General features: G+C 54.1%; 28 protein-coding genes, 1 rRNA gene and 1 other RNA gene. 10 read left to right on the top strand and 20 right to left on the bottom strand.

All coding sequences use genetic code 11. The annotated features are described in order from the left end of the window. Positions 1-377 (bottom strand): 16S ribosomal RNA (locus AC0YNU_RS23080); the annotation flags it as partial. A gap of 552 nt (positions 378-929) precedes the next feature. On the opposite strand from AC0YNU_RS23080, the gene AC0YNU_RS23075 reads away from it, so the two are divergent. Then, entirely contained in the window at positions 930-1,277 is a 348-nt protein-coding gene (locus AC0YNU_RS23075; protein ID WP_475761034.1) for a hypothetical protein, read from the top strand. A 309-nt stretch (positions 1,278-1,586) separates the two neighbouring features. Then, complete coding sequence (locus AC0YNU_RS23070; RefSeq protein ID WP_475761033.1) at positions 1,587-2,138, top strand: GNAT family N-acetyltransferase; 552 nt, start codon at positions 1,587-1,589, stop codon at positions 2,136-2,138. Between the two features lie 150 nt (positions 2,139-2,288). On the opposite strand, the gene AC0YNU_RS23065 is transcribed toward AC0YNU_RS23070, so the two are convergent. Genes AC0YNU_RS23065 through AC0YNU_RS23040 form a run of 6 tightly spaced genes read right to left on the bottom strand, consistent with a single transcriptional unit; the run spans position 2,289 to position 7,051 of the window. Continuing rightward, on the bottom strand, positions 2,289-3,212 hold the full coding sequence (locus AC0YNU_RS23065) for an urease accessory protein UreD (protein ID WP_475761032.1): 924 nt from the start codon (positions 3,210-3,212) through the stop codon (positions 2,289-2,291). Then, the gene (gene ureG / locus AC0YNU_RS23060; protein WP_475761031.1) at positions 3,121-3,852 is read right to left on the bottom strand and encodes an urease accessory protein UreG; all 732 of its coding nucleotides are present in this window, start codon (positions 3,850-3,852) and stop codon (positions 3,121-3,123) included. Before ureG ends, AC0YNU_RS23065 begins: the two co-directional genes overlap by 92 nt. 52 nt (positions 3,853-3,904) lie before the next feature. After that, positions 3,905-4,636 (bottom strand): urease accessory protein UreF, encoded by a 732-nt coding sequence (locus AC0YNU_RS23055; RefSeq protein WP_475761030.1) that lies wholly within the window; start codon positions 4,634-4,636, stop codon positions 3,905-3,907. 8 nt (positions 4,637-4,644) lie between these two features. Then, positions 4,645-6,363, bottom strand: coding sequence for an urease subunit alpha (gene ureC, locus AC0YNU_RS23050; protein WP_475761027.1), 1,719 nt, complete (start codon positions 6,361-6,363; stop codon positions 4,645-4,647). Next, positions 6,360-6,728, bottom strand: a complete 369-nt coding sequence (gene ureB, locus AC0YNU_RS23045) for an urease subunit beta (protein ID WP_475761025.1) — start codon at positions 6,726-6,728, stop codon at positions 6,360-6,362. The genes ureC and ureB overlap by 4 nt, the downstream gene beginning before the upstream one ends. Before the next feature lie 20 nt (positions 6,729-6,748). Beyond that, positions 6,749-7,051, bottom strand: a complete 303-nt coding sequence (locus tag AC0YNU_RS23040; RefSeq protein ID WP_475761024.1) for an urease subunit gamma — start codon at positions 7,049-7,051, stop codon at positions 6,749-6,751. A 351-nt stretch (positions 7,052-7,402) separates the two neighbouring features. Here AC0YNU_RS23040 and ilvD point away from each other — a divergent pair, with 351 nt between their 5' ends. Then, positions 7,403-9,091, top strand: coding sequence for a dihydroxy-acid dehydratase (gene ilvD / locus AC0YNU_RS23035; protein ID WP_475761022.1), 1,689 nt, complete (start codon positions 7,403-7,405; stop codon positions 9,089-9,091). 96 nt (positions 9,092-9,187) lie between these two features. Beyond that, entirely contained in the window at positions 9,188-9,802 is a 615-nt protein-coding gene (locus tag AC0YNU_RS23030) for a PH domain-containing protein (protein ID WP_475761020.1), read from the top strand. Between the two features lie 48 nt (positions 9,803-9,850). Here AC0YNU_RS23030 and AC0YNU_RS23025 read toward each other — a convergent pair whose 3' ends face one another. Then, positions 9,851-11,278 (bottom strand): polysaccharide deacetylase family protein, encoded by a 1,428-nt coding sequence (locus tag AC0YNU_RS23025; protein WP_475761018.1) that lies wholly within the window; start codon positions 11,276-11,278, stop codon positions 9,851-9,853. Positions 11,279-11,507: 229 nt separating this feature from the next. Between AC0YNU_RS23025 and AC0YNU_RS23020 the strand changes: the two genes are divergently transcribed. After that, complete coding sequence (locus AC0YNU_RS23020) at positions 11,508-12,632, top strand: AI-2E family transporter (RefSeq protein WP_475761016.1); 1,125 nt, start codon at positions 11,508-11,510, stop codon at positions 12,630-12,632. A 111-nt stretch (positions 12,633-12,743) separates the two neighbouring features. On the opposite strand, the gene AC0YNU_RS23015 is transcribed toward AC0YNU_RS23020, so the two are convergent. From AC0YNU_RS23015 to AC0YNU_RS23005, 3 genes are all read right to left on the bottom strand, one after another. Further along, on the bottom strand, positions 12,744-14,504 hold the full coding sequence (locus tag AC0YNU_RS23015) for a peptidoglycan D,D-transpeptidase FtsI family protein (RefSeq protein ID WP_475761013.1): 1,761 nt from the start codon (positions 14,502-14,504) through the stop codon (positions 12,744-12,746). 231 nt (positions 14,505-14,735) lie between these two features. After that, positions 14,736-15,647, bottom strand: a complete 912-nt coding sequence (gltC, locus tag AC0YNU_RS23010) for a glutamate biosynthesis transcriptional regulator GltC (RefSeq protein ID WP_475761011.1) — start codon at positions 15,645-15,647, stop codon at positions 14,736-14,738. A gap of 59 nt (positions 15,648-15,706) precedes the next feature. Then, positions 15,707-16,321 (bottom strand): rhomboid family intramembrane serine protease, encoded by a 615-nt coding sequence (locus AC0YNU_RS23005; RefSeq protein ID WP_475761009.1) that lies wholly within the window; start codon positions 16,319-16,321, stop codon positions 15,707-15,709. Positions 16,322-16,419: 98 nt separating this feature from the next. Here AC0YNU_RS23005 and tpx point away from each other — a divergent pair, with 98 nt between their 5' ends. Continuing rightward, positions 16,420-16,938 (top strand): thiol peroxidase, encoded by a 519-nt coding sequence (gene tpx, locus AC0YNU_RS23000; RefSeq protein ID WP_475761007.1) that lies wholly within the window; start codon positions 16,420-16,422, stop codon positions 16,936-16,938. Positions 16,939-17,009: 71 nt separating this feature from the next. On the opposite strand, the gene AC0YNU_RS22995 is transcribed toward tpx, so the two are convergent. The 3 genes from AC0YNU_RS22995 to AC0YNU_RS22985 all read right to left on the bottom strand — a co-directional run bounded on the left by AC0YNU_RS22995 (position 17,010) and on the right by AC0YNU_RS22985 (position 18,530). Further along, positions 17,010-17,402, bottom strand: coding sequence for a DUF1499 domain-containing protein (locus AC0YNU_RS22995; RefSeq protein WP_161697638.1), 393 nt, complete (start codon positions 17,400-17,402; stop codon positions 17,010-17,012). 96 nt (positions 17,403-17,498) lie between these two features. After that, positions 17,499-17,681, bottom strand: a non-coding RNA gene (gene ssrS, locus AC0YNU_RS22990) — 6S RNA. Positions 17,682-17,729: 48 nt separating this feature from the next. Then, positions 17,730-18,530, bottom strand: a complete 801-nt coding sequence (locus tag AC0YNU_RS22985; protein WP_475761005.1) for a YesL family protein — start codon at positions 18,528-18,530, stop codon at positions 17,730-17,732. Between the two features lie 179 nt (positions 18,531-18,709). On the opposite strand from AC0YNU_RS22985, the gene AC0YNU_RS22980 reads away from it, so the two are divergent. Then, complete coding sequence (locus AC0YNU_RS22980) at positions 18,710-18,805, top strand: YjcZ family sporulation protein (RefSeq protein ID WP_475761003.1); 96 nt, start codon at positions 18,710-18,712, stop codon at positions 18,803-18,805. Positions 18,806-18,891: 86 nt separating this feature from the next. Here AC0YNU_RS22980 and cshA read toward each other — a convergent pair whose 3' ends face one another. Further along, positions 18,892-20,514, bottom strand: coding sequence for a degradosome RNA helicase CshA (gene cshA / locus AC0YNU_RS22975; RefSeq protein ID WP_475761001.1), 1,623 nt, complete (start codon positions 20,512-20,514; stop codon positions 18,892-18,894). 142 nt (positions 20,515-20,656) lie between these two features. Between cshA and AC0YNU_RS22970 the strand changes: the two genes are divergently transcribed. The 3 genes from AC0YNU_RS22970 to AC0YNU_RS22960 all read left to right on the top strand — a co-directional run bounded on the left by AC0YNU_RS22970 (position 20,657) and on the right by AC0YNU_RS22960 (position 23,259). Then, positions 20,657-21,481 carry a YitT family protein gene (locus AC0YNU_RS22970; protein WP_475760999.1) on the top strand — a complete coding sequence of 275 codons (825 nt, stop codon included), beginning with the start codon at positions 20,657-20,659 and terminating at the stop codon, positions 21,479-21,481. Between the two features lie 156 nt (positions 21,482-21,637). Then, positions 21,638-21,832 (top strand): hypothetical protein, encoded by a 195-nt coding sequence (locus AC0YNU_RS22965; protein ID WP_161697648.1) that lies wholly within the window; start codon positions 21,638-21,640, stop codon positions 21,830-21,832. A 182-nt stretch (positions 21,833-22,014) separates the two neighbouring features. Further along, positions 22,015-23,259, top strand: a complete 1,245-nt coding sequence (locus AC0YNU_RS22960; protein WP_475760996.1) for a putative glycoside hydrolase — start codon at positions 22,015-22,017, stop codon at positions 23,257-23,259. Between the two features lie 132 nt (positions 23,260-23,391). Here AC0YNU_RS22960 and AC0YNU_RS22955 read toward each other — a convergent pair whose 3' ends face one another. The 5 genes from AC0YNU_RS22955 to AC0YNU_RS22935 form a co-directional block, all read right to left on the bottom strand. Then, entirely contained in the window at positions 23,392-23,925 is a 534-nt protein-coding gene (locus AC0YNU_RS22955) for an NADPH-dependent FMN reductase (RefSeq protein WP_475760994.1), read from the bottom strand. Positions 23,926-24,023: 98 nt separating this feature from the next. Then, the gene (locus AC0YNU_RS22950) at positions 24,024-24,230 is read right to left on the bottom strand and encodes a DUF3906 family protein (RefSeq protein WP_475760992.1); all 207 of its coding nucleotides are present in this window, start codon (positions 24,228-24,230) and stop codon (positions 24,024-24,026) included. 129 nt (positions 24,231-24,359) lie between these two features. Continuing rightward, positions 24,360-25,328 carry a 6-phosphofructokinase gene (gene pfkA, locus AC0YNU_RS22945; protein WP_475760990.1) on the bottom strand — a complete coding sequence of 323 codons (969 nt, stop codon included), beginning with the start codon at positions 25,326-25,328 and terminating at the stop codon, positions 24,360-24,362. Between the two features lie 47 nt (positions 25,329-25,375). Then, on the bottom strand, positions 25,376-26,467 hold the full coding sequence (locus tag AC0YNU_RS22940) for a tetraprenyl-beta-curcumene synthase family protein (protein WP_475760988.1): 1,092 nt from the start codon (positions 26,465-26,467) through the stop codon (positions 25,376-25,378). A 33-nt stretch (positions 26,468-26,500) separates the two neighbouring features. Beyond that, the gene (locus tag AC0YNU_RS22935) at positions 26,501-26,815 is read right to left on the bottom strand and encodes a hypothetical protein (RefSeq protein ID WP_475760986.1); all 315 of its coding nucleotides are present in this window, start codon (positions 26,813-26,815) and stop codon (positions 26,501-26,503) included. Between the last annotated feature and the right edge of the window lie 67 nt (positions 26,816-26,882).

Below are 26,882 nucleotides of genomic sequence, written 5' to 3'. Positions count from 1 at the left end.
ATTGCGGAAGATTCCCTACTGCTGCCTCCCGTAGGAGTCTGGGCCGTGTCTCAGTCCCAGTGTGGCCGATCACCCTCTCAGGTCGGCTATGCATCGTCGCCTTGGTGAGCCATTACCCCACCAACTAGCTAATGCACCGCAGGCCCATCTGCAAGTGACAGCTTGCGCCGTCTTTCCCAGTCTCCCCATGCGAGGAAACTGCGTATCCGGTATTAGCATTCGTTTCCGAATGTTATCCCGGTCTTGCAGGCAGGTTGCCTACGTGTTACTCACCCGTCCGCCGCTAAGCTATCCCCGAAGGAATAACTCCGCTCGACTTGCATGTATTAGGCACGCCGCCAGCGTTCGTCCTGAGCCAGGATCAAACTCTCCATAAAAGTGGATTGGTTTGCATTCGAAGCCAAAGCTTCGAATGCAGCATTCCACTCCAAACGATTGGTTTCCGTTCGGAGCCAAAGCTTCGAATGGAGCATTCGTCTAGATGAATTCGCTTGTAAGCTCATTCAAAATACTAGCTTGCGAAACGTTCGTTTCGCGATTTATGACCTTTTGACAGGTCGCTCATTGTTCAGTTTTCAAGGAACAAATACTCTCCACCCTCTCGGGCAGAAATAGAATATATCATATTTCGAAACCGTTTGGCAAGCTTTATTTTTGGGCTTGTTTCGATTTCGATCACCGTTTCGACGTGTCCGTCTTGGCCGGAATTAGAATATATCATTTTTGCGAAAGACAATGCAACAGGTATTATTTTACAATAGCCTCGTTACTCCTTCATTTCTCCCATCCCCTCAATCAGCGGCCAGCAGTCCGCATCGGAGCAGATAATTTTTTTTATAAAACCCTGTCCCTCCAGTTCACAAACGAAACGCCTTGTGTTAGAATGAAAGCGCTAACAAATTCATCTTATTAAGGGGGATCATTACACGATGAATGTACTAGCAGAAGAATCGCGCAGCATCTACGAAAACTTTGAGGTGGAGAAAGACATTTACTATTTCAAAGTCGGTCGGCTCGGGATGGTCAGCTTTCACGGTAGAAACTACAACATTAAAAAGAGCATTACTACCGAACAGTTGAACAACTACGTCAAGTCGGGTCATTTTGTAAAAGTAAGCTCGAACTGCTATGTCAATGCGCGCAAAGTGCTCTCGGTTACGGACGGGTTGATTTGTTTCGACCAGGGCTACTCGGAAGCGAACCGCATTCACGTTCCCAAGTGGAGAATGAGCGGGATCAAAAGCCTGCTGTCCGCAAATAAACCAATGGCGATGTAGCCTTCATAAAGCCTAGTTTCGAGAGGACGACGTCTTCCCGAAGCTAGGTTTTTTACTTTGCATAACTGCTCCTTCCTCTACGCACAATACACGGCAGTCTGTGCGGAAGGAGGGCTATCCATGGCAAAACAGCAGGGACACGGTCGCAAGAATACGACGACAAGAACCAAAGACAAGAAGAGCGGCGGCAGCTCCGGAGAGTAATCTCGACGAGCGGCCCTAATCACGGGAGAACCCCCGGACTCGCAGTCGAAATCGCGAAGCCAAGGGGTTCTTTTTGTTGCTATAATGTAAATAAAAGATCGCGAGGTGAGCGAGTTGCAAGGAACCTTCCAGACCGACCGGCTGTCGCTGCGCCCGTTCCAACCGCAGGATGCCGCTGACGTTCAGCTGTTGGCCGGCGAATATGAAGTGGCGAGAACCACATTATCGCTTCCCCATCCCTACCCGGACGGCGCAGCAGAATCCTGGATCGCCTTTCGCACGGATGCGGCGCGGCATGGGCACGGTTATACGTTTGCGATTACTGCATCGGCAAATGATCAGCTCATGGGATGCATCAGCCTTAATCTCACCTCGGAACACAAACGCGCCGAAATCGGCTATTGGCTGGGGAGCCGGTATTGGGGGAACGGATATGCGACGGAAGCGGCACGAAGAGTCGTCCGTTTCGGGTTCGAGGAGCTTCGCTTAAACCGAATTTTGGGAGCTGCCATGTCCAAGAACCCCGCTTCATCCGCCGTTCTTCGGAAAATCGGCATGAATTACGAAGGCTGCTTCAAGCAGCATATACGAAAATGGAACGTTTACGAGGACGTCGACTATTACGGAATGACGAAAGCGGACTTCTTTCTTCTATAGAAGATACGAAAGCGGCCTTCCTCCTTATTTAGATACGAAAGCAGATTTTCTTCTATAAGAATGATAACTTAGTTGGACTTCAAAAATAGTGTCGTACCAAATGGATCGTCTATGAACAAAAGAAGCTGGCGGAGCTCGCCAGCTTCTTCGTTAATTCAAAAATTTTAACGGTTTCTTCCGCAGCAGCCTCATACGGAGCGCACGCCAAGCCGCATCCAGCGCTTCCTGCAGCTGCCAGGCCGCCATACCGGCTGCCATCACGGCCAAGCCGTGCTTGTGCGTAAGCGATACGCCCCATGTTAATGGCTGACCTTCCCTTGTCGGAACCGCACTCAGTGCATCGCGAACTGCATCCACTTCGGCAGCGCCGATTCGGTCCGAGAAGGCATAGAACACGCCGGAATGCGTCATTTGCGCCATACATCCAGGTGCGGACAACAGCTGTCCCGCCGGCTTAATCAGCTGATTTTGAGCATAGATCATTTCTTCTCCGTAATAAACTTTCAGTTTATTACGAAATTCACGATAGACAAACCGTTCTCCGCGCATCGCCCTACCCGGGCAAAACACTTCCGCGCCCATCCAAATCGCATCCGGCGACAGCCTCACCTCTGTCTCGCTGACGAGCGCAGCGTCACGAAATAGCATAATCGGTTCAGGCATCGATTCTACGACGGCCCCTCTCCCGAGCTCAAAATACTGGCTAAGCGAGGATCGGTCATGCTCTCCATGCGAAGGATGGACTTTGGTGAACGACTGATTCGTCACATACACATGCGCGCCGGCTTCGACGTTCCATTGAAACTCATAGCGGTCGCCGGCCAGCAACCCCGGCGAGACGTCCATGACGATCACGCCGAGTTGGTCCCCGAGCGGAAACGCCTTCGCGATTTTGATCGGCGCCGTGTGATATTTGGAGGTGATGACCGTATCGTTCTCCCGCTTCCGAAAGGTTGCCCGAAGGATGGACAGACGCTGAACGCTAGGCGTGGCGGTGCTCGGCAGCATCTTCATGCTTATGCGCGTGATCATGCTCGTGGTGATGCGCAATACCGTGCGCGTGGGCAAGCTCATGCTCCAGCCATGCTACGATCCGATCGACGTTCTCTCCGCCGTACAGATTCGAGAACACATACGGACGCTCGCCGCGCATCCGTTTCGTATCTTCTTCCATGACCTGCAGGCTGGCGCCGACATGGGGAGCCAAATCGATTTTGTTCACGATGAGCAAATCGGAACGCATGATGCCGGGACCGCCCTTGCGGGGAATCTTCTCCCCTTGCGCCACGTCGATGATGTAGATGAACCGATCCACCAGCTCAGGACTGAAGGCAGCTGCCAAATTATCTCCGCCGCTCTCGATAAATATCAGATCCAAGCCCTCGAAACGGTTTGTCAGCTCTTCGACCGCTTCGAAATTCATCGAGGCATCCTCGCGAATTGCCGTATGCGGACAGCCGCCGGTCTCAACCCCGATAATGCGTTCTTCCGGAAGCACGCCGGTCGCCGCCAGAATTCTCGCATCCTCTTTCGTATAAATATCGTTCGTAATGACGGCGATGTTATACGTATCTTTGAGTGCGCCGGCCAAACGTTCGACGAGCGCGGTCTTGCCTGAGCCCACGGGACCCCCGATTCCGATACGGATCGGCCTGGAGCGATCCAGCGCCGGCTGTTCCCATTCTTGGTGAGTATGACCTTGTCCTTGACACATCCTGCATTCCTCCTCAGATTATAAAAACTCGAAATTAGATAGAAACTAGAAACTAGGACATGAATAATCGAGAATACAATTGCTCATGGCGGATCATCGCAATCTCGCTGAGCGGCATATTCGTATACGCCTCTTCAGGCCGTAACGCCTCCGAGATGAGCCAAGCATCGGCCGTTCTCGGAATCAGCCGGGCGATGACGGCTTGCCCCTCCGTCTGACCGATCGACATTAACCGAAGCGCGCTGTTGATACTGTTCACGATGCAGCCGTATAGATAGCCCTGCGCCGCCTGTTCGAGGGAAATCCCGAGCACATGGCAGGCATAACCGAATACGAGCGGATACGTTGCAAAGCAATTCCCGCTTCGCAACGCTTCCGTGAGCGGCTTCCAGTCGAACTGCGGATAGACCGCATCGAGCAGTTTCAAGAGCCTGCGGCCGATCTTCTCCACGCCTATTCTCGTTTCCTGCGCCGTGCGCTGCAGATGAACGAGTCTTTCCACCTTCCACAGCGAGCCCCAGTTGCCGTCCGGAACATCTCGGTACACGGCCTTGATGACCATCACATCCGCCGTTGACCAGCTTTGCAGCAGCATTGCCGTCACATATTCCTCGAGCTGCCTGCTTGTCCGCAGCGCCCCTTCCTGAACTAGCGTTTCCAATCCGAAGGAATGCGAGAAACCGCCAACGGGGAGCGCCGAATCGAGCAGCTGCTGCAGGGCAAGCCACGGTATACTGGCTGGCGCCGGTGAAGTCATCGCCGACTGTGCCGCTGTTGCTTTCACCTCTTCGCTCAAAACAGGAAATAACGCTGCGCCATCGGAAGCACCTCCGCCGGCTCGCAGACAGCCGGAACACCGTCGACCTTCACTTCGTACGTCTCCGGGTTCACCTCAATGAGAGGCGTGGCATCGTTATGGATCATATCCTTCTTCGTCACGCTGCGGCAGCCGCGCACGGGCTCGATCCGTTTGGCAAGACCCAGCTCCTGCGCGATGCCGAGGTCATAGGCCGCTTGGGAGACGAAAGTGATGGAACTGCTCGAAGTCGCCTTGCCGAAACCGCCGAACATCATCCGCCCGAAGACCGGCTGGGGCGTCGGGATGGATGCATTAGGGTCACCCATCTGCGCATAGGCGATCATGCCGCCCTTCAGGACCAGGTCCGGCTTAACGCCGAAGAACATCGGACTCCAGATAGTTAGATCCGCAAACTTGCCCGGCTCGATTGAACCGACCAGATGCGAGATTCCATGCGTGATCGCAGGATTGATGGTGTATTTCGCAATGTACCGTTTGATGCGAAAATTATCCGCCTCTTCAGAGGTGTCCGGCGCGAGCGGTCCGCGCTGCTTCTTCATCTTGTCGGCGGTCTGCCATGTGCGGATAATGACTTCGCCTACGCGCCCCATGGCCTGGGAGTCGGAGCTCAGCATGCTGAACACGCCCATGTCATGCAAAATATCTTCCGCCGCGATCGTCTCCGGCCTGATCCGCGAATCCGCGAAGGCGACATCTTCCGGAATGCGGCTGTCCAAGTGATGGCAAACCATCAGCATGTCCAAATGTTCTTCGATCGTGTTCACCGTAAAAGGGCGGGTCGGATTCGTCGAGGATGGAAGCACGTTGGGTTCGCCGGCGGCACGAATGATATCGGGGGCATGTCCGCCTCCGGCGCCTTCCGTATGGTACGTATGAATCGTGCGTCCCTTGAATGCCGCGAGCGTATCCTCGAGGAAACCCGCTTCGTTCAACGTATCCGTATGAATGGCAACCTGCACATCGTACTGATCCGCCACCGTCAAACAGGTATCGATCGCCGCCGGCGTCGTTCCCCAGTCTTCGTGCAGCTTCAAGCCGATTGCCCCGGCTTCCACCTGCTCGATCAACGGTGCCGTGAATGATGCATTGCCTTTGCCCGTAAAGCCCATATTCATCGGAAAGGCTTCTGCCGCCTCCAGCATGCGGCGCATATGCCAAGCACCGGGCGTACAAGTCGTGGCGTTCGTGCCGGTTGCCGGCCCCGTCCCTCCGCCGATCATCGTCGTCACGCCGGAGGACAGCGCGGTTTCGATCTGCTGCGGGCATATGTAATGAATGTGCGAATCGATGCCGCCGGCGGTTACGATTTTGCCTTCGCCCGCGATAACTTCGGTACTGGCACCTACGATCATGTTCGGCATTACGCCATCCATAATATCGGGATTGCCCGCTTTGCCGATGCCGACGATGACGCCGTCGCGAATGCCGATATCCGCCTTTACGATTCCCCAATGATCGATGATGACAGCGTTCGTAATGAGCGTATCCAGCACGCCTTCGCTGCGCAGTGCGCCGCTCGACTGTCCCATGCCGTCCCGTATGACTTTGCCCCCGCCGAATTTGCACTCGTCGCCGTAAACCGTATAATCGTGCTCGATTTGCGCCCATAATTCCGTATCCGCAAGCCTTACGGCATCGCCGGTCGTCGGGCCGAACATGGCTGCGTAGCTGCTTCGGTCCATCGTGCTCATCGCTGTTCTCCCTCCCACGCCGCCAGCCTGGATCGAACCTCTTCGGGCATATTGCCTCGAACGGCCGGCCCATTCGTCAAGGCGTTCAATCCATAAGATCGTTTGCGCCCGCCAAGCTCAACCAGCTGAACAGGCTTCTCTTCGCCCGGCTCGAATCGGACTGCGGTTCCCGCGGGAATATCCAGTCTCATGCCGAACGCTTCCTCGCGAGTAAACGAAAGCGCCCGATTCACTTCGAAAAAATGAAAATGCGATCCGACTTGAACGGGCCGATCGCCGGTATTCGCGACGATGATGCGAGCCGTTGCCCGGCCTGCATTCAACTCGATCTCGCCTGCCTTGATGCGATATTGTCCAGGTATCATGAGGACCATCCTCTCTAACGTCAATGAACGGGATGATGAATGGTGACCAGCTTGGTTCCGTCCGGAAAGGTCGCTTCCACCTGAACCTCGTGAATCATGTCGGCGACGCCGGGCATCAGCTGCTCCCGCGTCAAAATCGTCGTGCCGAACTCCATTAATTGAGCGACGGTTCGTCCATCGCGCGCGCCTTCCAGAATTTCCGACGTAATCAGGGCGACGCTTTCGGGATAGTTCAGTTTCACGCCTCGTTGCAGGCGTCTGCGCGCCAAATCGGCGGCGATCGTGACGAGTAGCTTCTCTTTCTCGCGTTCAGTCAGCTGCATGAAGCACCTCTTCCTTATTTTTTATGCATGACCGCTTTCTGCCGCGCGCAGGGTAAAACGGCATTATGATGAGAGATAATAGGGGTGAATACTCCTTATTATAACGGCCTCCATCAGGCAAGTAAATATTTTACGTCAAGTTTACTGACACGACATGAAAGATAATTCGCTAAAATCAAACATACCTCACTGAACCGTGTCATATTTTGTCGAAACAAGCCGGCAATCTTGCCGTTACTCCCTCACCGGCAACAGGCTTCCAAATCCCGCCCAAGCCCCGCCGCGACTGGTCATTCCTAGATTGATGTGATAGACTACTTTGTATTGGACATACACTTGGGAGGTACCGATATGGCTTCAAAAAAGATGCGTTCCGACATGATTACTAAAGGTTTCGACCGCGCACCGCACCGCAGCTTGCTGCGTGCCGCAGGTGTTAAAGAAGAAGATTTCGGCAAACCGTTCATCGCAGTCTGCAACTCGTACATCGATATCGTTCCGGGTCACGTGCACTTGCAAGAATTCGGCAAAATCGTCAAGGAAGCGATTCGCGAAGCGGGCGGCGTTCCGTTCGAGTTCAATACGATCGGCGTCGACGACGGCATCGCGATGGGCCACATCGGCATGCGTTATTCCCTCGCTAGCCGCGAAATCATTGCAGATTCCGTCGAAACCGTCGTAAACGCGCACTGGTTCGACGGCATGATCTGCATCCCTAACTGCGATAAAATCACGCCGGGCATGCTCATGGCCGCCCTTCGCATCAACATTCCGACGATCGTCGTCAGCGGCGGTCCGATGAAAGCCGGCCGCACGAGCGACGGCCGCGCCATCTCCCTTACTTCCGTTTTCGAAGGCGTCGGCGCTTTCATGTCCGGCAAGATCGACGAACAGAGCCTTACCGAGCTCGAGCAATACGGTTGCCCGACTTGCGGCTCCTGCTCCGGCATGTTCACGGCGAACTCCATGAACTGCTTGTCGGAAGTGCTCGGCCTCGCCCTTCCGGGCAACGGAACGATCCTCGCGGTCGCACCTGAACGGATCGAATTCGTCAAGAAATCGGCTCGCCAGCTGATGGAATTGATCAAGCAAGACCTCAAACCGCGCGACATCGTCACCAAGAACACGATCGACAACGCGTTCGCGCTCGACATGGCGATGGGCGGCTCGACGAATACGGTTCTTCACACGCTCGCGCTCGCGCACGAAGCGGAGATCGAGTACCCGATCGAACGCATCAACGAAGTCGCGAAGAGGGTCCCTTACTTGTCCAAGCTGGCACCGGCTTCCGATCACCATATCGAGGATCTGCACAACGCCGGCGGCGTTAGCGCGATCATCAACGAATTGTTGAAGAAAGACGGCGCGCTGTTCGGCGACGAAATGACGGTATCCGGCAAGACGCTTCGCGAGAACGTGGCAGGCTGCGAAATCGTCGATCATTCCGTCATCCGTCCGATCGACGATCCGCATACCAAAGAAGGCGGCCTGTCCGTCATGTTCGGCAACTTGGCGCCTCGCGGCTCGATCATCAAAGTCGGCGCGGTCGACAAATCGGTCGGCGGCTACCACCGCGGACCGGCCATCTGCTTCGACTCCCAGGAAGAAGCGCTGTCCGGCATCGCGAACGGTAAAGTCAAAGAAGGCCACGTCGTCGTCATTCGCTACGAAGGGCCTAAAGGCGGTCCCGGCATGCCGGAAATGCTCGCCCCTACGTCGCAGATCGTCGGCATGGGCCTCGGCACCAAGGTCGGTCTCATCACCGACGGACGTTTCTCCGGCGCATCCCGCGGCATCTCGATCGGCCACGTATCCCCGGAAGCGGCAGAAGGCGGCCCGATCGCGTTCGTCCACGACGGCGACATGATCGAGCTTGACATGAACAACCGCACGATGACGCTCGAAGTGAGCGACGAAGAACTCGAACGCCGCAAAGCCGAATGGCCGGGCTTCGAGCTCAAAATCAAAAAAGGCTATCTGGCCCGTTACGCGTACCTGGTTACGAACGCGAGCACAGGCGGCGTGTTGAGATTCAACTAATTTTCGCCTAAGCTGAAACTTTATGGAATCGCCCTGCGTATGACTGTTTGTCAGTCACATTCGCAGGGCGATTTTTTATACCGGGGAGGATATGAAATGTTCGGAAAAGTAGCAGCCGATCTACTGGGCTTAAGTGATTTGGGCGCCGTCATCAAGCCGGAGAATTATGATAAGGTCGATGCCGACGATTATGTGCTTCATGAGGATAACGAGAAAATTTATTTTGTCATCAAGTCCAAGGCCGACGAATACTGCTTCACCAACCTGGCACTCATCCATCTGGACGGTACGAGCGCGGTCAGCAAGAAGCGCGTGCTGCATCGTTACAACTACGGCACCTATAAGGTTTCCGAAGTTCAGTTGGAAACGGCCGGCACGGTCGACCTGGACGTGGAGATCAAATTCTTGCTCGGCGGTCATCCGTTCACGATCGACGTGAGCAAGAAGTACATCGAGGATTTGAAAAATCTATATAAAGCGCTCATCAAAATCGCCGAAATCACGCATGAGAACGAGATCGCGCTCGGCTTCGCAAGGCAAAGCCTGGATATGGCTTCGACAACCGTCAGCCAAATCTATAAAGCGGAAATCGACTTGTCCGCTCAGTTCAAGTCCATCAATCAATTGGCGTTCGACTGGCTGACCGATACGCAGAAGCATTACAAATCGAAGGATTTCGGCACTGTCTTCGAGCGGTACATCAATTTTTAAGATCGTTCCTCGGGCACGAAGCCGTCTAGACGACACGCAAAAATGCCGCTAGGGAGTAAACTCCCTGGCGGCATTTGAACGATCATAGGAAACGGGCGATACGTCGTCTCCGTTGCTCGAAAGAAGGCTTCCGTCATAGCTATCAGACCGTTTCCTGCGCGGAGCGGCCGTACCGTTGTGCGGATCATGAATGTTTTTTTGCCAAAATGTCTCCATCGACATCGCCATGATGGCCGGCGTCAAGCGATTGCCATGCTCATCCAAGCGTTCCTTGCTGGCCGGATTCAATACGCGGAATAGCAGCCTCAGATAAATTCGCGTCGACGTGTCGAATAAGCCCTTCGGAATCGGCAGTACGTCGAAGCCGAAATGCTCCACGCCTCTGTTCATCATGCTGACGCCGTATATGCCTTTCACCGGCTTATCGGCCTCGTCAGCCGCGAGCTTCCTTGCGAGCTGAGGCATTCCTTTCTTCACCTCGCGAATGAGCATGACGGCCAAATGCATCATGGAACGCGATTCCGTCATCATTCTAAGCAGCTGCTTGTTGTCGAAATGAAGCTCCACGATGTGATCCTTCGCTGCGATCGATCTGCCGTCGGACAACTCCAACGTCTTGCCATGATACGGTATAATGCGATAATAGAAAATGCAATCTTCGGCAACTGCGCGGACGCGGAACAGGACATGAAAAATCCGTTCCCAGCCCATCCAGCAAGCAACGACAGCCCGCTTCATAAGACCGAGTGAAGGCTTCTTGCCCTTCTTCGCTCCGTCGGTCAAAGCAATCATATCGGTGATGTGCACGAACGAGAATCCTTTGGCTTGTCCTGCCTCCAAGAACGATTCCAGCGCAACAAGCATACTCGCCGGCGCTTCCTTGTCCGCTCCGAAGGTATCGCCGCAGTCATGCAGCAGCAGCACTTCTCCCGGCCGAAGCTTCTTCATCATCCGTTTCTTCAGTCGTTCCGCGCCGACCCGCTTGCGCCAATCGCCGAATAAAGCCGACCATAGAATAATCTGCATATAGCCCAAATTCGAGAAATCGAACAAATTGACGATTCCCCACGGGGGACGATAGTAGATGGAGTCGGAACCGGTGGCTTGGCGAATGATTTCCGATGTCCGTTGAATCTGTTTCTTGACCGTGCTCGGACGCATGAGCCAGTTCGTTTTGTGAACATAATTATGAATGCCGATAATATGTCCTTCGTCATGCATCCTTTTCAAGATTTCCGGATGCCGTTCCGCATGGTTGCCGACGACGAAAAATGTCGCTTTCGCGTCATAGCGCTTCAATAAATCGAGCAGCAGCGGCGTATAAACCGGATCCGGACCGTCATCGAACGTAAGCGCGATTTCTCGTTCGGCCCTTCCCCGTTTGAATACGCGAAATCCGAATGTCCGGCTGACCAGACCGGGCAAAAACGCATAAAACGTCAAAAAATAAAAGCCCCATAGCAGGAAGTTTTCCATGTCTTGTTTCCCACCACCCCTAGTTTCAATCCTTGTCCGTCCATGGAAGAGGGAGTGCCATGTGCTCATGTTTTGTCGACTCCAACCATTGTACCATAGCCCCGCGGAAATCGGCTACGGAAGTTGAAGCAAACATCAAGGCGTGCAGCAACAATAGGCACTAAACATAGCGTTTTTAGGAAATAATGTTATTCTATAAAAGAATACTAGAATAAAAAGGAGTTTATACATGCTATCCTTCTACCGCAAATACTGGCGCACCGCATTCGATATCGCGCTGATCGTTCTAACGGTTTGGCTGATCATGTACGTGTTCAGCTACATGTACCGGATCGCGACGCCGATCTTCTTATCGTTCCTGATCTATTTGTTCATTGAACCGCCAGCCAGGTGGTTATGTCGGCTGGGTCTGAAGAAGTCGGTCGCATCCGGCATTTCGGTGCTCTTGTTCACGCTGGTCATCGTGGCTGCGTTCGTCGGCGCGGGCTACGTGGTGACGACGCAGATCACGGGGCTTGCGGACAAGCTGCCGACGTACCAGCGGCTGCTGGTGGATCAATTTCAGTCGAACACCAGCCAGCTGCAAGAGCGAATATCCGGTCTTCCCCCTGAATATGTGGACAAGGCCGAGGAAGTCATCGGTTATGTAACCGATTGGGGCAGCGATCTCGCCATCCGATTCCTGCGCTCGCTGGGCGGCTACTTAATGTCGTTTTCTACCTTTATCATTAACTTCTCCATCGGGATTATTCTCGCTTATTTTCTCAGCTTGGAAATTACGGAATGGAAGCGGCTGGCGAAGGAGAAGACGCCCAATACGTTCAAGCGGGCATTTACTTTTCTACGGGAGAATGTATTTGCCGGTATTGCGGGCTATTTAAAGGCGCAAGGCAAGCTGATCAGCATTACGTTCTTTGTCATCTTCGTCGCGCTGCTGCTGCTTAAAGTGCCGAATGCGTTCTCGATCTCGCTGCTGGCCGCATTCTTCGATGTACTGCCGCTGCTCGGGGTCAGCACCGTATTCATTCCGTGGATTATCTATCTGTTCATCGTCGGAAATGTATCGCTGGCCATTTGGCTGAGCGCGCTCTTGCTGCTCGTCGTGCTGACGAGGCAAATTTTGGAGCCCAAAATAACCGGCGATACGCTCGGCGTGTCGGCGTTTACGATGCTCGCCTTCATGATCATTTCGTTATCGATTTTCGGCATCTCCGGAGTCATCTTGTCTCCGATTCTGATGATCCTATTGAAGGCCTTGTACGATCAGCGGTATTTCCACCGCTGGATCCATGCCCCCAAGGGCGAGTACGACTCGGTCGCCGCGCCAGCAGAAGAGTCGGAATCCATCGTCTGATGGATTCCCGGCTCTTTTCTTTTGCTCATTCCAGTTTATCTTCTGCTTATTCTCTGTTTTTTCTCTGCTTATTCTCTGCTTATCCTCTCTTTATCTTCTGCTTATCCTCTCCTATTCCGCCTCCGCCAGAATATCCATAACCCCTCTGAACAGCTGCGTCGCCTGATTGGACGTGTGGAGACCTCTGTTTTCCGATAGTACCGCGACGACATACTTCGGTGATCGCAGCGGCCCATAACCCACGAACCACTGGTTCAGCCGCTCGTTTCCCTGCTTGTACACTTGCGCAGTTCCGGATTTGCCGGCGATCGACCATATCCCGTCACTGATATTTTGTCCCGTTCCATATTCGACGACGGCCTTCATGCCGCGCAAAATCGTTTGCGTCGTCCCCTTGCTGACTTGTCCGTAACGGGACGACAAGGCTTGACGAGGCAGCGTCGCGAGCAGTTGGCCACTTCCATAACGGATATCGCTGACGAGTCGCGGCTCCTGCACGACCCCGCCGTGAAGCAGCGTAACGACAAGGTTCGCTGCCTGGAGCGGAGATATCCGCACGTCGCGCTGCCCGATGCCAGTCTGCGCCAGCTGGCCGCCGTCACGCACTGCCGGTATCGCAGCGAACAGTCGTCCTGCCTCTTCGTCCGGGAGGAGCCTGAGCGGCTTCTTCAAAGGCGCAAACGCCTCTTCGCTCGTCCAGCCCACCTGCTCCCCGATGCCCAGCTTCTCCGCCGTGACGAATAACTCGCGCGCGCTCAAACGCTCTGCCAACGAAGCGAATACGACATTGCAGGAGCCGGCGAGCGCGTCCTCGAGCGTCAATTGTCCATGACCGCCGCGCTTCCAGCAGTGCAGCCCATAGCGGCCGTAATCTCCGTTGCATTGGAACGTTTCGTTCTCGCGAACGGCATGGAACTCCAACGCTGCCGCTTCCGTCACCAGCTTGAAGATCGAGCCCGGCGTTGCGGCGCGTATAGCGTGATTCACGCCTGTTTCCGGCTGGCTGCCGAGCTGGTCATGCGGAAGCTGCGGCCGCGATATCATCGCCACGATATCCGCATTTTCCGCATCCAAGACGACGACCGCTCCTTCCCGCAGCCCCTGCGCATCGACATAGCGCTCTAGTTTATTCTGCAGCTTAAGGTCCAGCGTCGTTCTGACGCGCACGGGATAGAAGGGATTCGATGGACTCTCGAGACGCCAATCCAAGCCCTGCATCGGTTTGTCCGTCCCATCCGTGAAATATGACACCGTGGTCGGCCCAGTGCCCTGCAGCAGGCTGTCAAGCGATCGCTCAAGCCCCGCGCCGCCGGTTTGATCCGACAGCTTCATCGTGCGTTCTTTCAACCGTCGGTCATACTCCAGACGCAGCAGCTCCGGATGTTGACTGACGTAACCGATTGCGTGCTTAACCGAGAAACCAGAAGGATATCGATTACGATACGGCAGCATACGAATGCCGTTCAACCGCAGCTCTCGGATGATGGCAATTTGCTTCTGCGATAGCTTCAGCGGCGCCTGCTCCCCTTCCCGCCGCCAAAATTGAGGTTCCTTCAAGGATGCCAGCCAGATCTGCAGCCGTTCCGTCTTGACGCCGAGCGCCATAGCCAGCTCTTCTAGATCTCCTTTATCGCCCGCTTCCCTCGACTTCGCCTGCAGGGGAAAAACCGCCAGCGCTTCGTACGTCTCCCCCGTCAGCGCAAGCCCCGTCCGGTCGAAGAAATCGCCTCGCCCGCTGTCCAATACAAGTTCTCGCTCACGCTGAGCTACGGATTCCGACTTCAAATGGGATACCCCTGCATGAACCGGCTCGACCGGCGAAATTTGCAGCCAAGCGAGCCGCAGTAGGAACCCTATCATTACCGCACTCATTGCGAGCAGCACCTGAAAGATGCGCCTCTGCCTGCTTCTTCGCCGTTCTTTGCTCATTGCTCGTCCCGCCCGTCTAGAATGTTTTTTCTTCCCATTATCCCCCTACGGACAACGGTTCAATCCTGCGGAAGCGAGGAGACGAACGCAAAAAAGCCGCACAACGGACCGGGGACGGAACCGTTGTGCGGCTTGAGTTATAAAGCATTACATTGCATTCGCTGACTTTCTCACTCAATCCAGCCGACCCTTGGCTTCAACACTTGCGAAGAAGTCGAGCAGGAAGCGTTGAAACACTTTGGCGACAAGCGGCAGCTTCTCGTTGGAACGATAGATAAGGCCGATCGTGCGCGTGACGCGCGGCCCGCGGACGCGGACCTTGGCCGGCTGCAGCTTGCCCGAGCCTTGCAACGCCATCTCCGGCAGCAGGCTAACGCCCATGCCTGCGGCGACGAGACCGCGTATCGTATCGGTCTCCTGCCCTTCGAATCCGATAATCGGCGTAAATCCGGCTTCCTTGCAGGCATCCCACACGAGCGGACGGAGCGAATACCCGTCGCTGAAGAGCACGAAATTCTCGTCTTTCAGCTGAATCAAGTCGATAAACGCTTCATTCGCCAACGGATGACCCGGCGGTAAGATGGCAAACAGCTCTTCCGTCAGCACCGTCTGGCCGGTCACATGAGCATGCATCTCCGGGCAAGGGGATACGAAGGCAAGATCGACCTCGCCCTTCATGACATCCTGGATGAGCGACGGATACATGCCTTGTTTAAAGCGGAAATTCACGTTCGGGTTCTGCTTCCGAAACGCGGATACGACTTCCGGAATAAGCGATATGCCGAGGCTGTGCGGAAACCCGAGTCTCACCTCGCCTTTCTCCGGATCCAGGAATTCCTGGATTTCCAAGACGGCCCGCTCCAGATCCGCCAGGATCACTTCCGCGCGCTTGAGGAACAACGTACCGACTGGCGTCAGTTGAAGATTGCGGCCCTTCTGCAGAAAGAGCTTCGCCCCGAGCTCTTCCTCCAGCTGGTGGATTTGCCGGCTGACTGCCGACTGAGCCACATGCAGCTCTTCCGCCGCTTTCGTGACATGCTCTCTTTTTGCTACTTTTACGAAATAATATAATTGTCGAAGCTCCATGACGTCCCCTTTTCTTCAAGATCGGCGCTTCGCAGCCAATCGCCCTTCTAGGTTTACCTTTAATAGCGTCCGTTCCGTTTGGCGATCAAGTACCAATCATACGCATACATGAGCACGAAGCCCGCAAGCAAGCCGCCAAAATGCGCCCAAATGCCGATGCCCGGAGCAATCAGCGTAAAGATAATGCCGAATATCAAAATCGCATAGACCGTCTTGCGCGATTCGTAATCCAGGGAACGCTTGAGCAGCGCCAGGAACAGAAAGGCACCGAACACCCCGTAAATCGCACCGGATGCTCCCGCGCCTGCCGTCGAATGATCCGCAATGACGCTAAGCAGGTTACCCGCGATTCCGCACAAGAGATAAAACACGGTGTACTTGACATGCCCAAGCAGCCTTTCGAGCGGAGGCGCGAATACGAGAATGCTGAACATATTGAAGAAGATATGCTGCAGATCCAGATGAAGGAAGACGGCCGTTATATAGCGCCATGGCTCATCCATCGAGAAATAATTCTCATGCGGGGAACTGTAGAAAAAACCGTGCTCCATCAGCTGTCCGTCCAGAAGCAGATGATCAGCGGCATAAACGAGGATATTAATGGCGATGATCGCAGCCGTTACGGGAAACATCCGAAGGTAGCTTCCGAAGCTCTCATAGCGTAAAAAAATCATAGCATTCTCCTTTACGCACTCCTCATTGGACAACGGTAATTCATTATGCTTATAATTATTTGGTAGAAACCAATTCCAATCAAGGAGGCTATTTAATAATGGCACAAGAACGTACAGGCGTTTCGACATTTAAAGGCAACCCGCTTACACTGATCGGACCGGAACTTCAGGTCGGCAGCCAAGCACCTGATTTTCAGCTGAACAAGTCGCTCGTTGAAGTGGTTTCCTTGAAAGACTATGCCGGCAAAGTAAAACTGGTCAGCGTAGTACCTTCCATCGACACCGGTGTTTGCGACGCGCAAACGCGCCGTTTCAATGAAGAAGCAAGCAATTTCGGCGACAACGTCGTCATCTTGACGGTCAGCGTTGACCTTCCGTTCGCGCAAGCTCGCTGGTGCGGCGCTGCAGGCGTGGACCGCGTCGTCCTGCTCTCTGACTACAAGAACAACAACTTCGGCGAAGCTTACGGCGTGCTGATCAAAGAATTCCAGCTCGACATGCGCGCAATCTTCGTTATCGACGCCAACGACACGATCCAATACGTCGAAGTGCTCAGCGAAATGACGGAACACCCGAACTACGAGAACGCGCTGAATGCAGTGAAGGCACTTCTATAATCGAAACCGCTTTGCTAATCATCATTATAAAAGCGAGGACAGGGACTCCCTTCCTCGCTTTTTTCTCGTTATTATACGCCGCTCGTTTTATATTGAGCCAGCTTCTTATCGAGGGTACGGTAAATATCAAGTATGAGGCGATAGTTCGAACCAAGATCCCCGAAGGATCCACGCGAGGCGGAATAAATATCAACCGCCGAGGTCACGGGATTCACGTTGATGACGGAAACGGTTACATCCATCGTGCGGCCTGTCACCGTGCGTTTCTCGAGCACGATTTCTCCAACGGATTGAACCTCGTGAAGAATCTTATAGCCTTGCATTTTTTTGAGTGTGGAGACGACTTCTTCCCACGCTTTTTCTCGGGATAGTTTGTAGTAATGGGATTTCAGTAACGGATCTTTCGCTTTATCGCCAGTCAACTCATGACTGCGCAGGAGCCCGATAAGGTTCCGCTTCAACAAAGGTAATCTCCCCCTCCAACGTCTTCTATGTACACTAAGAGTTATCATAGCATAGTTCCACGCATAAAAAAAAGGGGTTGCCCCCTTTTCATTCATTAGTTACCCGCCATGCCGTCCGACTTGCTTGTTTCTGAACCCGCTCTCGCAGGTGGGTGGCCGCAGAAACGTTTTTGAGATCCCTTTTCGAGGGCCTGTCAGCCGCGTTTCAATGTTAGTCTCCCTAAAAACAGCCATTGGTTCAAAACAAGTGATAAGCCGTAACGCACACCGCAGGATGTATTGCTATTATAGACCGAAGTGAAGCAAAAGTAAACGTGACGCGCGACCCTATTTAATGGTTGTATGACCGTCTTCCGTATTCGGCAGCATCAGAGCCGCATCTTCTTCGAGGCGCTTGCGCTCTTCCTCGGCTTCCGCCTCCGCTGCTTTCTCGGCCTGCATTTGCAGCTTGGTGTAGATGCCGTAGAAGTTCCAGAAGGCGATGGCCGCGACGAGACTGCCGGTAAAGAACGGCACCAGGAACATCAGCTTCGCCGAGCTGAAGCTAATATAGATGACGAATCCGCACATGACGGCGGTCGACAGCGAACGAAGCGGGCGGCCGATCGTAATCAGCAGCGCGTTCTTCAGCAGCTGCAGCGTCTTCATATGGTAGTGCACGAGCATCGAGAAGAAGTTAAGCAGCGAGACGCCAACGAGCACGATCAGCGCGACGAACAAATACGAGATGATGCCCCACGAGCCAAGCTTGGACAAGTACACGCGGAAGTCGACAATCAGGATCGCGAAGAGGATCGCATAGAGAATGCCGCCGATCATCGCTTGCTTGTAGCTTTCCTTGTAGTTCTTGAAGAAGGTTTTCAAGAGCGGCGCATCCACTTCGCCCATCACCCATTTGCGGGCAACGCCGAACAATGCGGCGGTCGCGGGAAACAACGTAAACGGAGCCAAAATCGCCGATAAAATCAGATTGCTTAATACCTGATCATTCGTTTCTGCGAACATTACCGGGAATAAAACCAAAATAAACGGAATGGAACAAATGATCCAAAGGATATTCGATACGGATAACCGCATAATCCATTCCGAGATTTTGTAAAACCCGCCCATCATGCCTCTCATTTCCATTATTGCCGAGTCCCCCTAGCAAGCGATTTCATTTTGTCCTATGTTAACTATAATATAGGCGGCCCGATAAGCCAACGCCCATTTTCGGGAACCTGGGCCAGAGTCTAAACGGCGAACACCTATATGAATACCCTAATGTATCAAGACCATCCCAATCGGTCATAAGGAGGCTGCCGCAAATGAGCAATGCAGGTCATGGTTTCGGATCTTCTGCTGCCATCATACTCGTTCTGTTCATTCTGCTCATCATCGTTACCAAAGGCGTGCTTTACTAACGTATGGATCGCAGACCGATTTTAAAAAAAGGCTTCCGTTTATCCGATTGCTCGGTTAAACGGAAGCCCCGGTCATGTGTTACGGTCTATTCGTCAGCAGAAGGACGGGGACGACGCGGAGCGTCGGAACGGCCTTCGCTGCGTCCTCTGTAACCGCCGCCGCCGCTGCTGGCGCCGTCACGGTCACGGTTGTATCCGCCGCCGCCGGTGCTGCTGGAGCTGGAGCTGCGATTGCCGCCGTAGCCGCCGCGGTTACCGCCGTAGCCGCCACCACTGCTGCTGCCTTCACCGCGTCCACGAGGGCCGCTGCCAGTACGGTTGCCGCCGCCGAAAGGACCGCCGGAGAAACGGCGTCCGCTCGTACGTACGTCCGGTCTGCGTTTCTTCGCACGAATCGGATCTTCTGGCGTCAGCTCGATATTCACGTCTTTCTTCTCGCCGGTAATCAGCTTAATCGCTGCAGCCAGCAGATTGACGGAATCGTATTGCTCGAGAAGCTGAATGGCAATTGCTTTGAACTCATGAACGGCTTCTCCGTCCAAAGCTTCAAGAATGCGCTCAGCCGTCACGCGCTGCTTGCCTTCGATCGCTTCAGCGATGCTAGGAAGCGGCTTCTTGGCGATTTTGTGGCGCGTAATTTTCTCGATGAAATGCATGTGATCCAGCTCGCGAGGCGTTACGAACGACCAAGCCGTGCCTTCTTTGCCCGCGCGGCCAGTACGGCCGATACGGTGTACATAGCTTTCCGGATCCTGCGGAAGGTCAAAGTTGATAACATGCGTCACGCCGGAAACGTCCAGTCCGCGCGCCGCAACGTCTGTTGCTACGAGCACGTCGATGCTGCCATCGCGGAATTTGCGCATAACGGCATCACGTTGATTTTGGGACAAGTCGCCATGCAAGCCGTCAGCGGAGTAACCGCGCTTCTGCAGCGCCTCGCTCAGCTCGTCGACGCGGCGTTTCGTGCGTCCGAAGATGATAGCAAGCTCAGGGGATTCCATGTCGAGCAAACGGCTCAGGGCATCGAATTTCTGACGTTCATGAACTTCGATGTACGCTTGATCAATTGTCGGAGCGCTGACTTGCGTTGGGATGACCGATACATGCTCCGGATTTCTCAAGAACTGATCTGCCAACTTCCGAATGTTCGTCGGCATCGTAGCCGAGAACAGCATCGTTTGGCGCTCGTCAGGTACGAGCGAAAGAATGGAAGTAATGTCTTCCATGAAGCCCATGTCGAGCATTTCGTCCGCTTCATCCAAGATAACCGTCTGAACGTCGTCCAAACGAATCGTCTTACGATTGATGTGATCCAGCAAACGTCCCGGCGTACCGATGATGATTTGCGGTCTCTTCTTCAAGGCGCGAATTTGTCTGCCGATCTCTTGACCGCCGTAAATTGGCAGGGAACGCAGTCCTTTGTAACGTGTAAGCTTTCCGATTTCTTCCGAGACTTGAATGGCAAGCTCCCGGGTCGGAGTCATGATAAGTGCCACGATGCGATCTTCCGTTACCGGAATCTTGTTAACGAGCGGGATTCCGAAGGCAGCCGTCTTACCCGTGCCTGTTTGTGCTTGACCGATCAGATCGGATCCGGTCAGTGCAAATGGAATAGCTTTGGATTGGATCGGGGTTGATTCCTCGAATCCAAGCTCCGTAATGGCTTGAAGCACTTTAGGCTCCAGGCCGAATTCAGCAAATGTTTTCAAACTGTTTCAATCTCCTTCTATCTGCATCCTACAGAAAATATACAGTTCATTATAGCACAACTGTAAATCAGAATACCAGTAAGGACTAAATAGGCATACTAATCCAAATTCCCGGCAAAGAGCTTTCGAGGTGAAATCCGACATGAGAACGTCCAGAATCGCGGCAACGACTTTAATCAGCGCCATGCTGATTGCCTTCGGCTTTAACCAGCTGCTTATTCCCCATCAGTTAATCAGCGGCGGCGTCTCCGGTATCACGATGATTGTCGGCTACGCGACAGGCCTTAACATCGGCTGGCTTTATTTTATTCTAAATGTCCCGGTTCTACTCTGGGGATGGCGCGAGCTTGGCTTGCGTTTCGTCAGTTGGAGCTTGGTGGCCGTCGTGGCTACGACGGTGTTCATGCAATTGATTCCGGTTAAAGCCCTGGTTGGAGATTTGATGCTCGGCTCCGTATTCGGAGGCGTCGTCGTCGGATTCGGCAGCGGCCTCGCGCTCCGTGCCGGTTCCTCCTCCGGCGGCTTCGATATCATCGCGGCCATCGTAACGCGCAAGCGGGATGTTTCCATCGGCATGCTCATCTTCGGATTGAACGGAACGGTCATTGCGGCGCTCGGTTTCCTGACGGACGACTGGGATGTTGCCCTTTATTCCTTGCTCTCCATCTTCACGACGGGGAAGATCATCGATCTGATCCACATCAATCACGTCAAAATGACGGCCTTCATCATCACCTCGCAAACCGAGCTGATGCGGGAGAAGCTTATTCCGCTTTACCGCGGCGTCACGGTTATTCGAACTAGAGGCGGTTATACGAATACGGAGTACGACATGCTCATGACAGTAACGACCCGTTATGAGCTGGGCGAGCTGCGCAAAATCATCCTGGCAACCGATCCCAAAGCGTTCGTGAATATCGTGGAAACCGTCGGCGTTATGGGCGATTTCCGCAAACCGTCCCTGTAAGAACGCTTACCCGAGAACGGGCAGAGGCAAACATGGAATTTTGTAAAGGACCACTAGGTTTTTCAACATGCGGCTGTTATAATAGCAGTATCCCGTACAACACACAGTTTCGTGCCATACGTTTTACCCTCCATTACGATGAAAGGGTGATGCTTCATGGATATGGAAACGGTCAGACTCGTACAGATTGTGGAGAAGTTAGCACCCGAATTAGTGCCTTTCCTCACGGAGCGGGAATTGAATTTGAATATCGTGCTGCGGGATGGACTGGCATGGCTGGAACCTGAAGACGCGATGGAAATCGTGCAGCAAAGTATCTGCGAGCACCAAAGAGAAGTGCTTTTGCAATAGATCGTCAGAACGAGAACAACCTTGTTGTTCTCGTTCTTTTTTTGTTTATATACATACATGAAGGCAGAGCGCTCGCGCTCATGCAGCTTCAGTTCTTCTTCAAAGTCATACGGAATACCCTGTGTCGTCTTCGTCGGCTGCTTTACAATCGAATTGAACATGCATACGAAGGAGCGAATGCGATGGATGCACTCTTCTCGGCCTTATTGTTATTGTTTCACGTCATGACAGGAACAGGTTCCCCGGCGACGGCAGGAACGGAGACTGCAGCGACGCACCAACTACTTGCCTCCATCTTGACAGCTCCCGCCGCGAAGCTGCAGCCTGGCGCATTCGCGTTGCCGGGTTCAGGACAGCAGAATTCAACTGCTCCGGGCACGTCGTCAGGAACTGCCGATAGCACCGGCGCGGCGTTCGTCAAACACGACCCGCAGCCCGATGCACCGGCGTCCAAAGGCATATACGTAACGGCTTACAGCGCTGGCGGCGCACGCATGGATTCACTGTTGAAGCTGCTCGACGACACGCCGCTCAACAGCATGGTCATCGACCTCAAGGACGACAACGGCTACATCACGTTTCCGACGTCGAATCCGGATCTCCTCAAGTACGGCAAGCCGCAGAAATTCATTCGCGACATGCCTGCGTTGATGGAGAAGCTGAAGAAGCACGACGTCTATCCGATCGGGCGCATCGTCGTCTTCAAGGATACGGTGCTCGCCAAGAAGCATCCGGAGCTGTCCTTCAGGCGCAAGGACGGATCGGTATGGGCGAACGGCAAAGGCGATAGTTTCGTAAACGCTTACCGCAAGGAAGTATGGGACTATAACATTGCGGCAGCCAAAGAAGCCGCCAAGCTGGGCTTCAAAGAAATTCAATTCGACTATGTCCGGTTTCCGGAAGGCTTCGAGAACAAGGCGGATTCGCTGGTATTCGATAAAACGAAGGAATCGCGCGTGGACACGATCGCGGCTTTCGTGAAATACGCCAAGGCTCAGCTGGAGCCGCTGGGCGTCCGCGTTTCCGTCGACATCTTCGGTTATGCGGCTTCCGTCCCGGCCGCCGAAGGCATCGGGCAGGATTTCGTGAAAATTTCGAAGTACGTGGACGTCATTTCGCCAATGATCTACCCGAGTCACTACGGTCCAGGCTGGTTCGGCGTGAAGGATCCCGACACCAACCCCTACGCGACGATCAAAGGCGCCATGAAGGATACGCTCAAGAAGTTGAATCCCATCGGTTCCTATAAGCCCGCCATCCGGCCATGGATTCAGGACTTCACGGCGAGCTGGCTCGGCAAAGGCCATTATATTCCCTACGGCAAGACACAAATCGAGGCGCAAATCAAAGCACTGCATGAAGCGGGCGTCGATGAATACCTGTTATGGAACGCCACCAACCGCTATACGGCGGATGCGAATTTCTAAGCGGGAACGAGAAATACGAGACGCGAATATCCGATGAATAATAAGTTTTAATTGAAAAAGCTCTGTGAAGCCGAGCGGAATAAATTCCGTCTTCGGCCCCGCAGAGCTTTTATTCGTGCCGCATAGCAAACGTTAGGCGCGAAGCTTCGCTGCCAGCTGCAAGAAATAGGATACCGTCCGGTGCACGCGGTTCTGAACATCGGCCGACTCCGGCGTTCCGTCCGGCCGGAACTGGCGCTGCGCGCCGCCGATCGAGATCCATTCCGGGGAATTGATGCCGTGCACATTGCGAACGATCGACTGCATGTGCTGCAGAGAGCTGACGCCAACTGCGCCGCCCGCCGAGCTTACCGACAGCACGGCTTTGTCACAGAATTGATCCTTGCCCAAATAATCCAGCGCGTTCTTCAGCACGCCGGAGAGGCTGCCGTGATACTCCGGCGTACTGAGTACGACAGCATCCGCGTGCAAGACCGCATCTTGCAGTTCGGACGTATTCGGATGAAGTTCCTCGTCATCGTCATTGTACAGCGGCAGCGGCTTCTCCCGCAGATCGAAAAAGGTCACTTCATGACCTTCATCCTGTACCAACTTCCCGATATAAGCGGAAATTCCCGCACTTGTAGATTCACGACGAGTCGCTCCCGCGATAATTGTAACGCGCATATAAAAAATCCCTCCACTAAGCCAACTTTACATACATGTTAGTATCTAAAGTCGATTTGGTCAAGGGAAATATTACCTGGGTATTGGGCACTGTCCTTCTATGGCTGATGGGGAACAAAATAACCTGCACCCGACAAGGTGCGCTTCTTCTCCACGATCGCCGCAGACTTGAGCACCGGCATCTTCAGGTAGTGACGCTCTAGTTGACTGTCTACCGTTTCAAATGCTTTCTCGTCCGTCTCGGCCAGCACGATCAATTGACCGGAGGCGTCCTCGAGCTCGATCTCGATTTTGTATAAAAACATAGCTGCAGCCTCCTTTCGATCCTAATACGGCGCGGTGATTTCCGCCGTTTGAACGGCATGAATAAAGCCTTAGAGGCCGCCGCGGACATTCGTCCCGATTGGCGCCGATCCAAGGCTTCCGCCATTAGCTTATTGTGATAGGCGAAGCGCCAAGTTGTAGAGCTCCATGTTGAACGGCTTCTTCGTGTTGACGACTTTATCGATGTCCGTCACCGTAAGTTCGCCGTTGATGATACCGCAGGCTTTGCCGGAATCGCCTTCCATCAGCTTGCGGACCGCGAAGTCGCCGAGCTCGCTCGCCAGAATCCGGTCTTTGTGCGTCGGAGAGCCGCCGCGCTGGATATGTCCAAGCACCGTGACGCGCGGTTCCATGCCGCAGCGTGCCATGATGCCGTGTCCGATCTCTTCGCCCGAGCCCGCGCCTTCTGCAACGACAATAATACTATGGCGTTTGCCCGAAGCGAAGTTTTCTTTCATCCGATTCGCAACCGCGTCAAGATCGTACGGCACTTCCGGTACGATAATCGTCTCTGCGCCGCTGGCTAGTCCCGCATACAGCGCAATGTCTCCGCAGTGACGGCCCATGACCTCGACGATCGAGGAACGCTCATGCGAGGTCATCGTGTCGCGCAGCTTGTTGATCGCATCGACGACGATGCTCACTGCCGTATCGAAGCCGATCGTATAATCGGTGAAAGGAATATCGTTATCGATCGTTCCGGGAAGCCCCATCGTTTTGATGCCGAGCTTGGAAAGCTTGTTCGCCCCTTGGTAAGAGCCGTCCCCGCCGATGACGACGAGTCCGTCGATGCCCCGCTCGCGCAGCACCTCCGCGCCTCGCTGCTGCCCTTCAGGCGTCAGAAACTCCTTGCAGCGCGCGGTTTGCAGAATCGTTCCTCCACGCTGGATAATGTCGCCGACGCTGCGAAGATCCATTTGGCGCAAGTCGTTGTTGAGCAATCCTTGGTAACCGCGCTGAACGCCATATACTTCAAGGCCATGATACAAGGCGCTGCGCACGACGGCGCGCACCGCGGCATTCATGCCCTGCGAGTCTCCCCCACTAGTTAGAACGGCAATCGATTTTACTGCTGACATTCCTCTTCACTCCTCTATATGATCTGTACATAAGCTAATACATCAGTTTAATGAGCGCTCGTAGATTGGCGCTTCCGGATAAGGACGCTATTCCCCCAGAAGAACAATCGCGTCAGCGGGCTTCTGCGCATCAGCCGTTTGGAGACGAGCTCCACGTCCTTCTGTCCGCTCACTTTGGGGTCGGACAGGTAGAGCGCGATCAGACCTTCGATCACCATGCGGTGAAACCGCGCTGCCGGAAGTCTGTCGACGTCCTTGCGGGCTCGTTCGACGATCGTTCCGATCCGGTCGATCAACTCGCTTTGACTGCCGTAATAATTACAGAAGTTCAAATCGCCGCCAATTCGGTCTTCTTCCTGGTCGATCAAATAATCGAGCATGATATGAAGTCCGCATACATACGGAAAATACGCACTTCGAATGCGCAGCGCATCCTCCGCCGTGCAGTCGCCGTACGAAGCGGTAAGGAACAGCATAAACATACCCAGGGTAGAACCCGTCGCCGCCGCAAACTCGTTCCATTGCAGGCCGGGCACGGAATGACGATGCTTCTCCCACCATTCCAGCAAGGCGGGCTCCCGCAGCTCCTTCGCGATATGCTTGTACACCTGCAAATCGCCGTAGAGACCGACCAGCTCCGTCACGTATGGCCGAACGGAAGCATAGGAAGGCAGCCGTTTCACGCTCGCTTGACAGGTGCGCACGAGCTCGTGCAAATAGCCGCCGTCGTCGTTCTCCTTACGCAGCGCGTAATAATCGCGCAGCGGCGCGTCCGGGTCTACCGCATCCAGCATGGATTGATGAAGCAGGCGGAAATCGCCGGCATCGAGCGAGGTGCTGCGATCGCACAGGTTGTCCAAATAGTCGCTGATCGTCTGCAGGCAGACGATCAGCGGAACGAGGATATGCCTGCTGTTCAAATGGGCGGCGGCGTATATGCCGCCGCCTTCGCAGTGGAACTGCTTGCTCGTCATGCTGGCAAGCGCTTGGATGCGCAATTCATCATCCGGAATGCGCTCGGCGATGACTCGTAATCGAGCCAACTCCGCGCGCACCTCCGGCAACACGTATTTGTATACCCTATACATGAGGGTAACGGGTGTTTTGGGCATTTGGCGGGCCGGCGCTGACAGGTTCATAATTGGGCGCCCTCCTTTAATCCACTCCGCTGCTTAGGAATGGCGCTTGTTTTCGATGTCTTGATTCATCCGATACCAAATATGCAAATCATTAATTCGGCTGGCTAAATCCGCGATGTCTGAATTAATGCCGCAGGAACGCTCGAAGTCTTCTTCCTCGAAGAGCTCCGCCTGCCTCTCATTAATGACACGCTCGAAAGCGATAACCCGTTCGGGAATCGTCCCACGGATGCCTTCCCACTGCGTCACGATGTAGGTTCGTTCCGCTTCGCTGAATCGCTCCCACTCCTGGCGAAGCGTCGGGAGCGAGATTCCAAGCCGGTCATCCCATGTAAAGTAATGGTCCACGTCTCAAAACCTCCATCCACTAATGTACCATTTCATAGAGTGTAAATCCAGCGCGAAAACATGTTCC

The organism is Paenibacillus sp. J31P316 (assembly GCF_056269105.1).
Note: the sequence above shows the minus strand (reverse complement) of the source record. Positions and strands in the feature narration are given on the sequence as shown.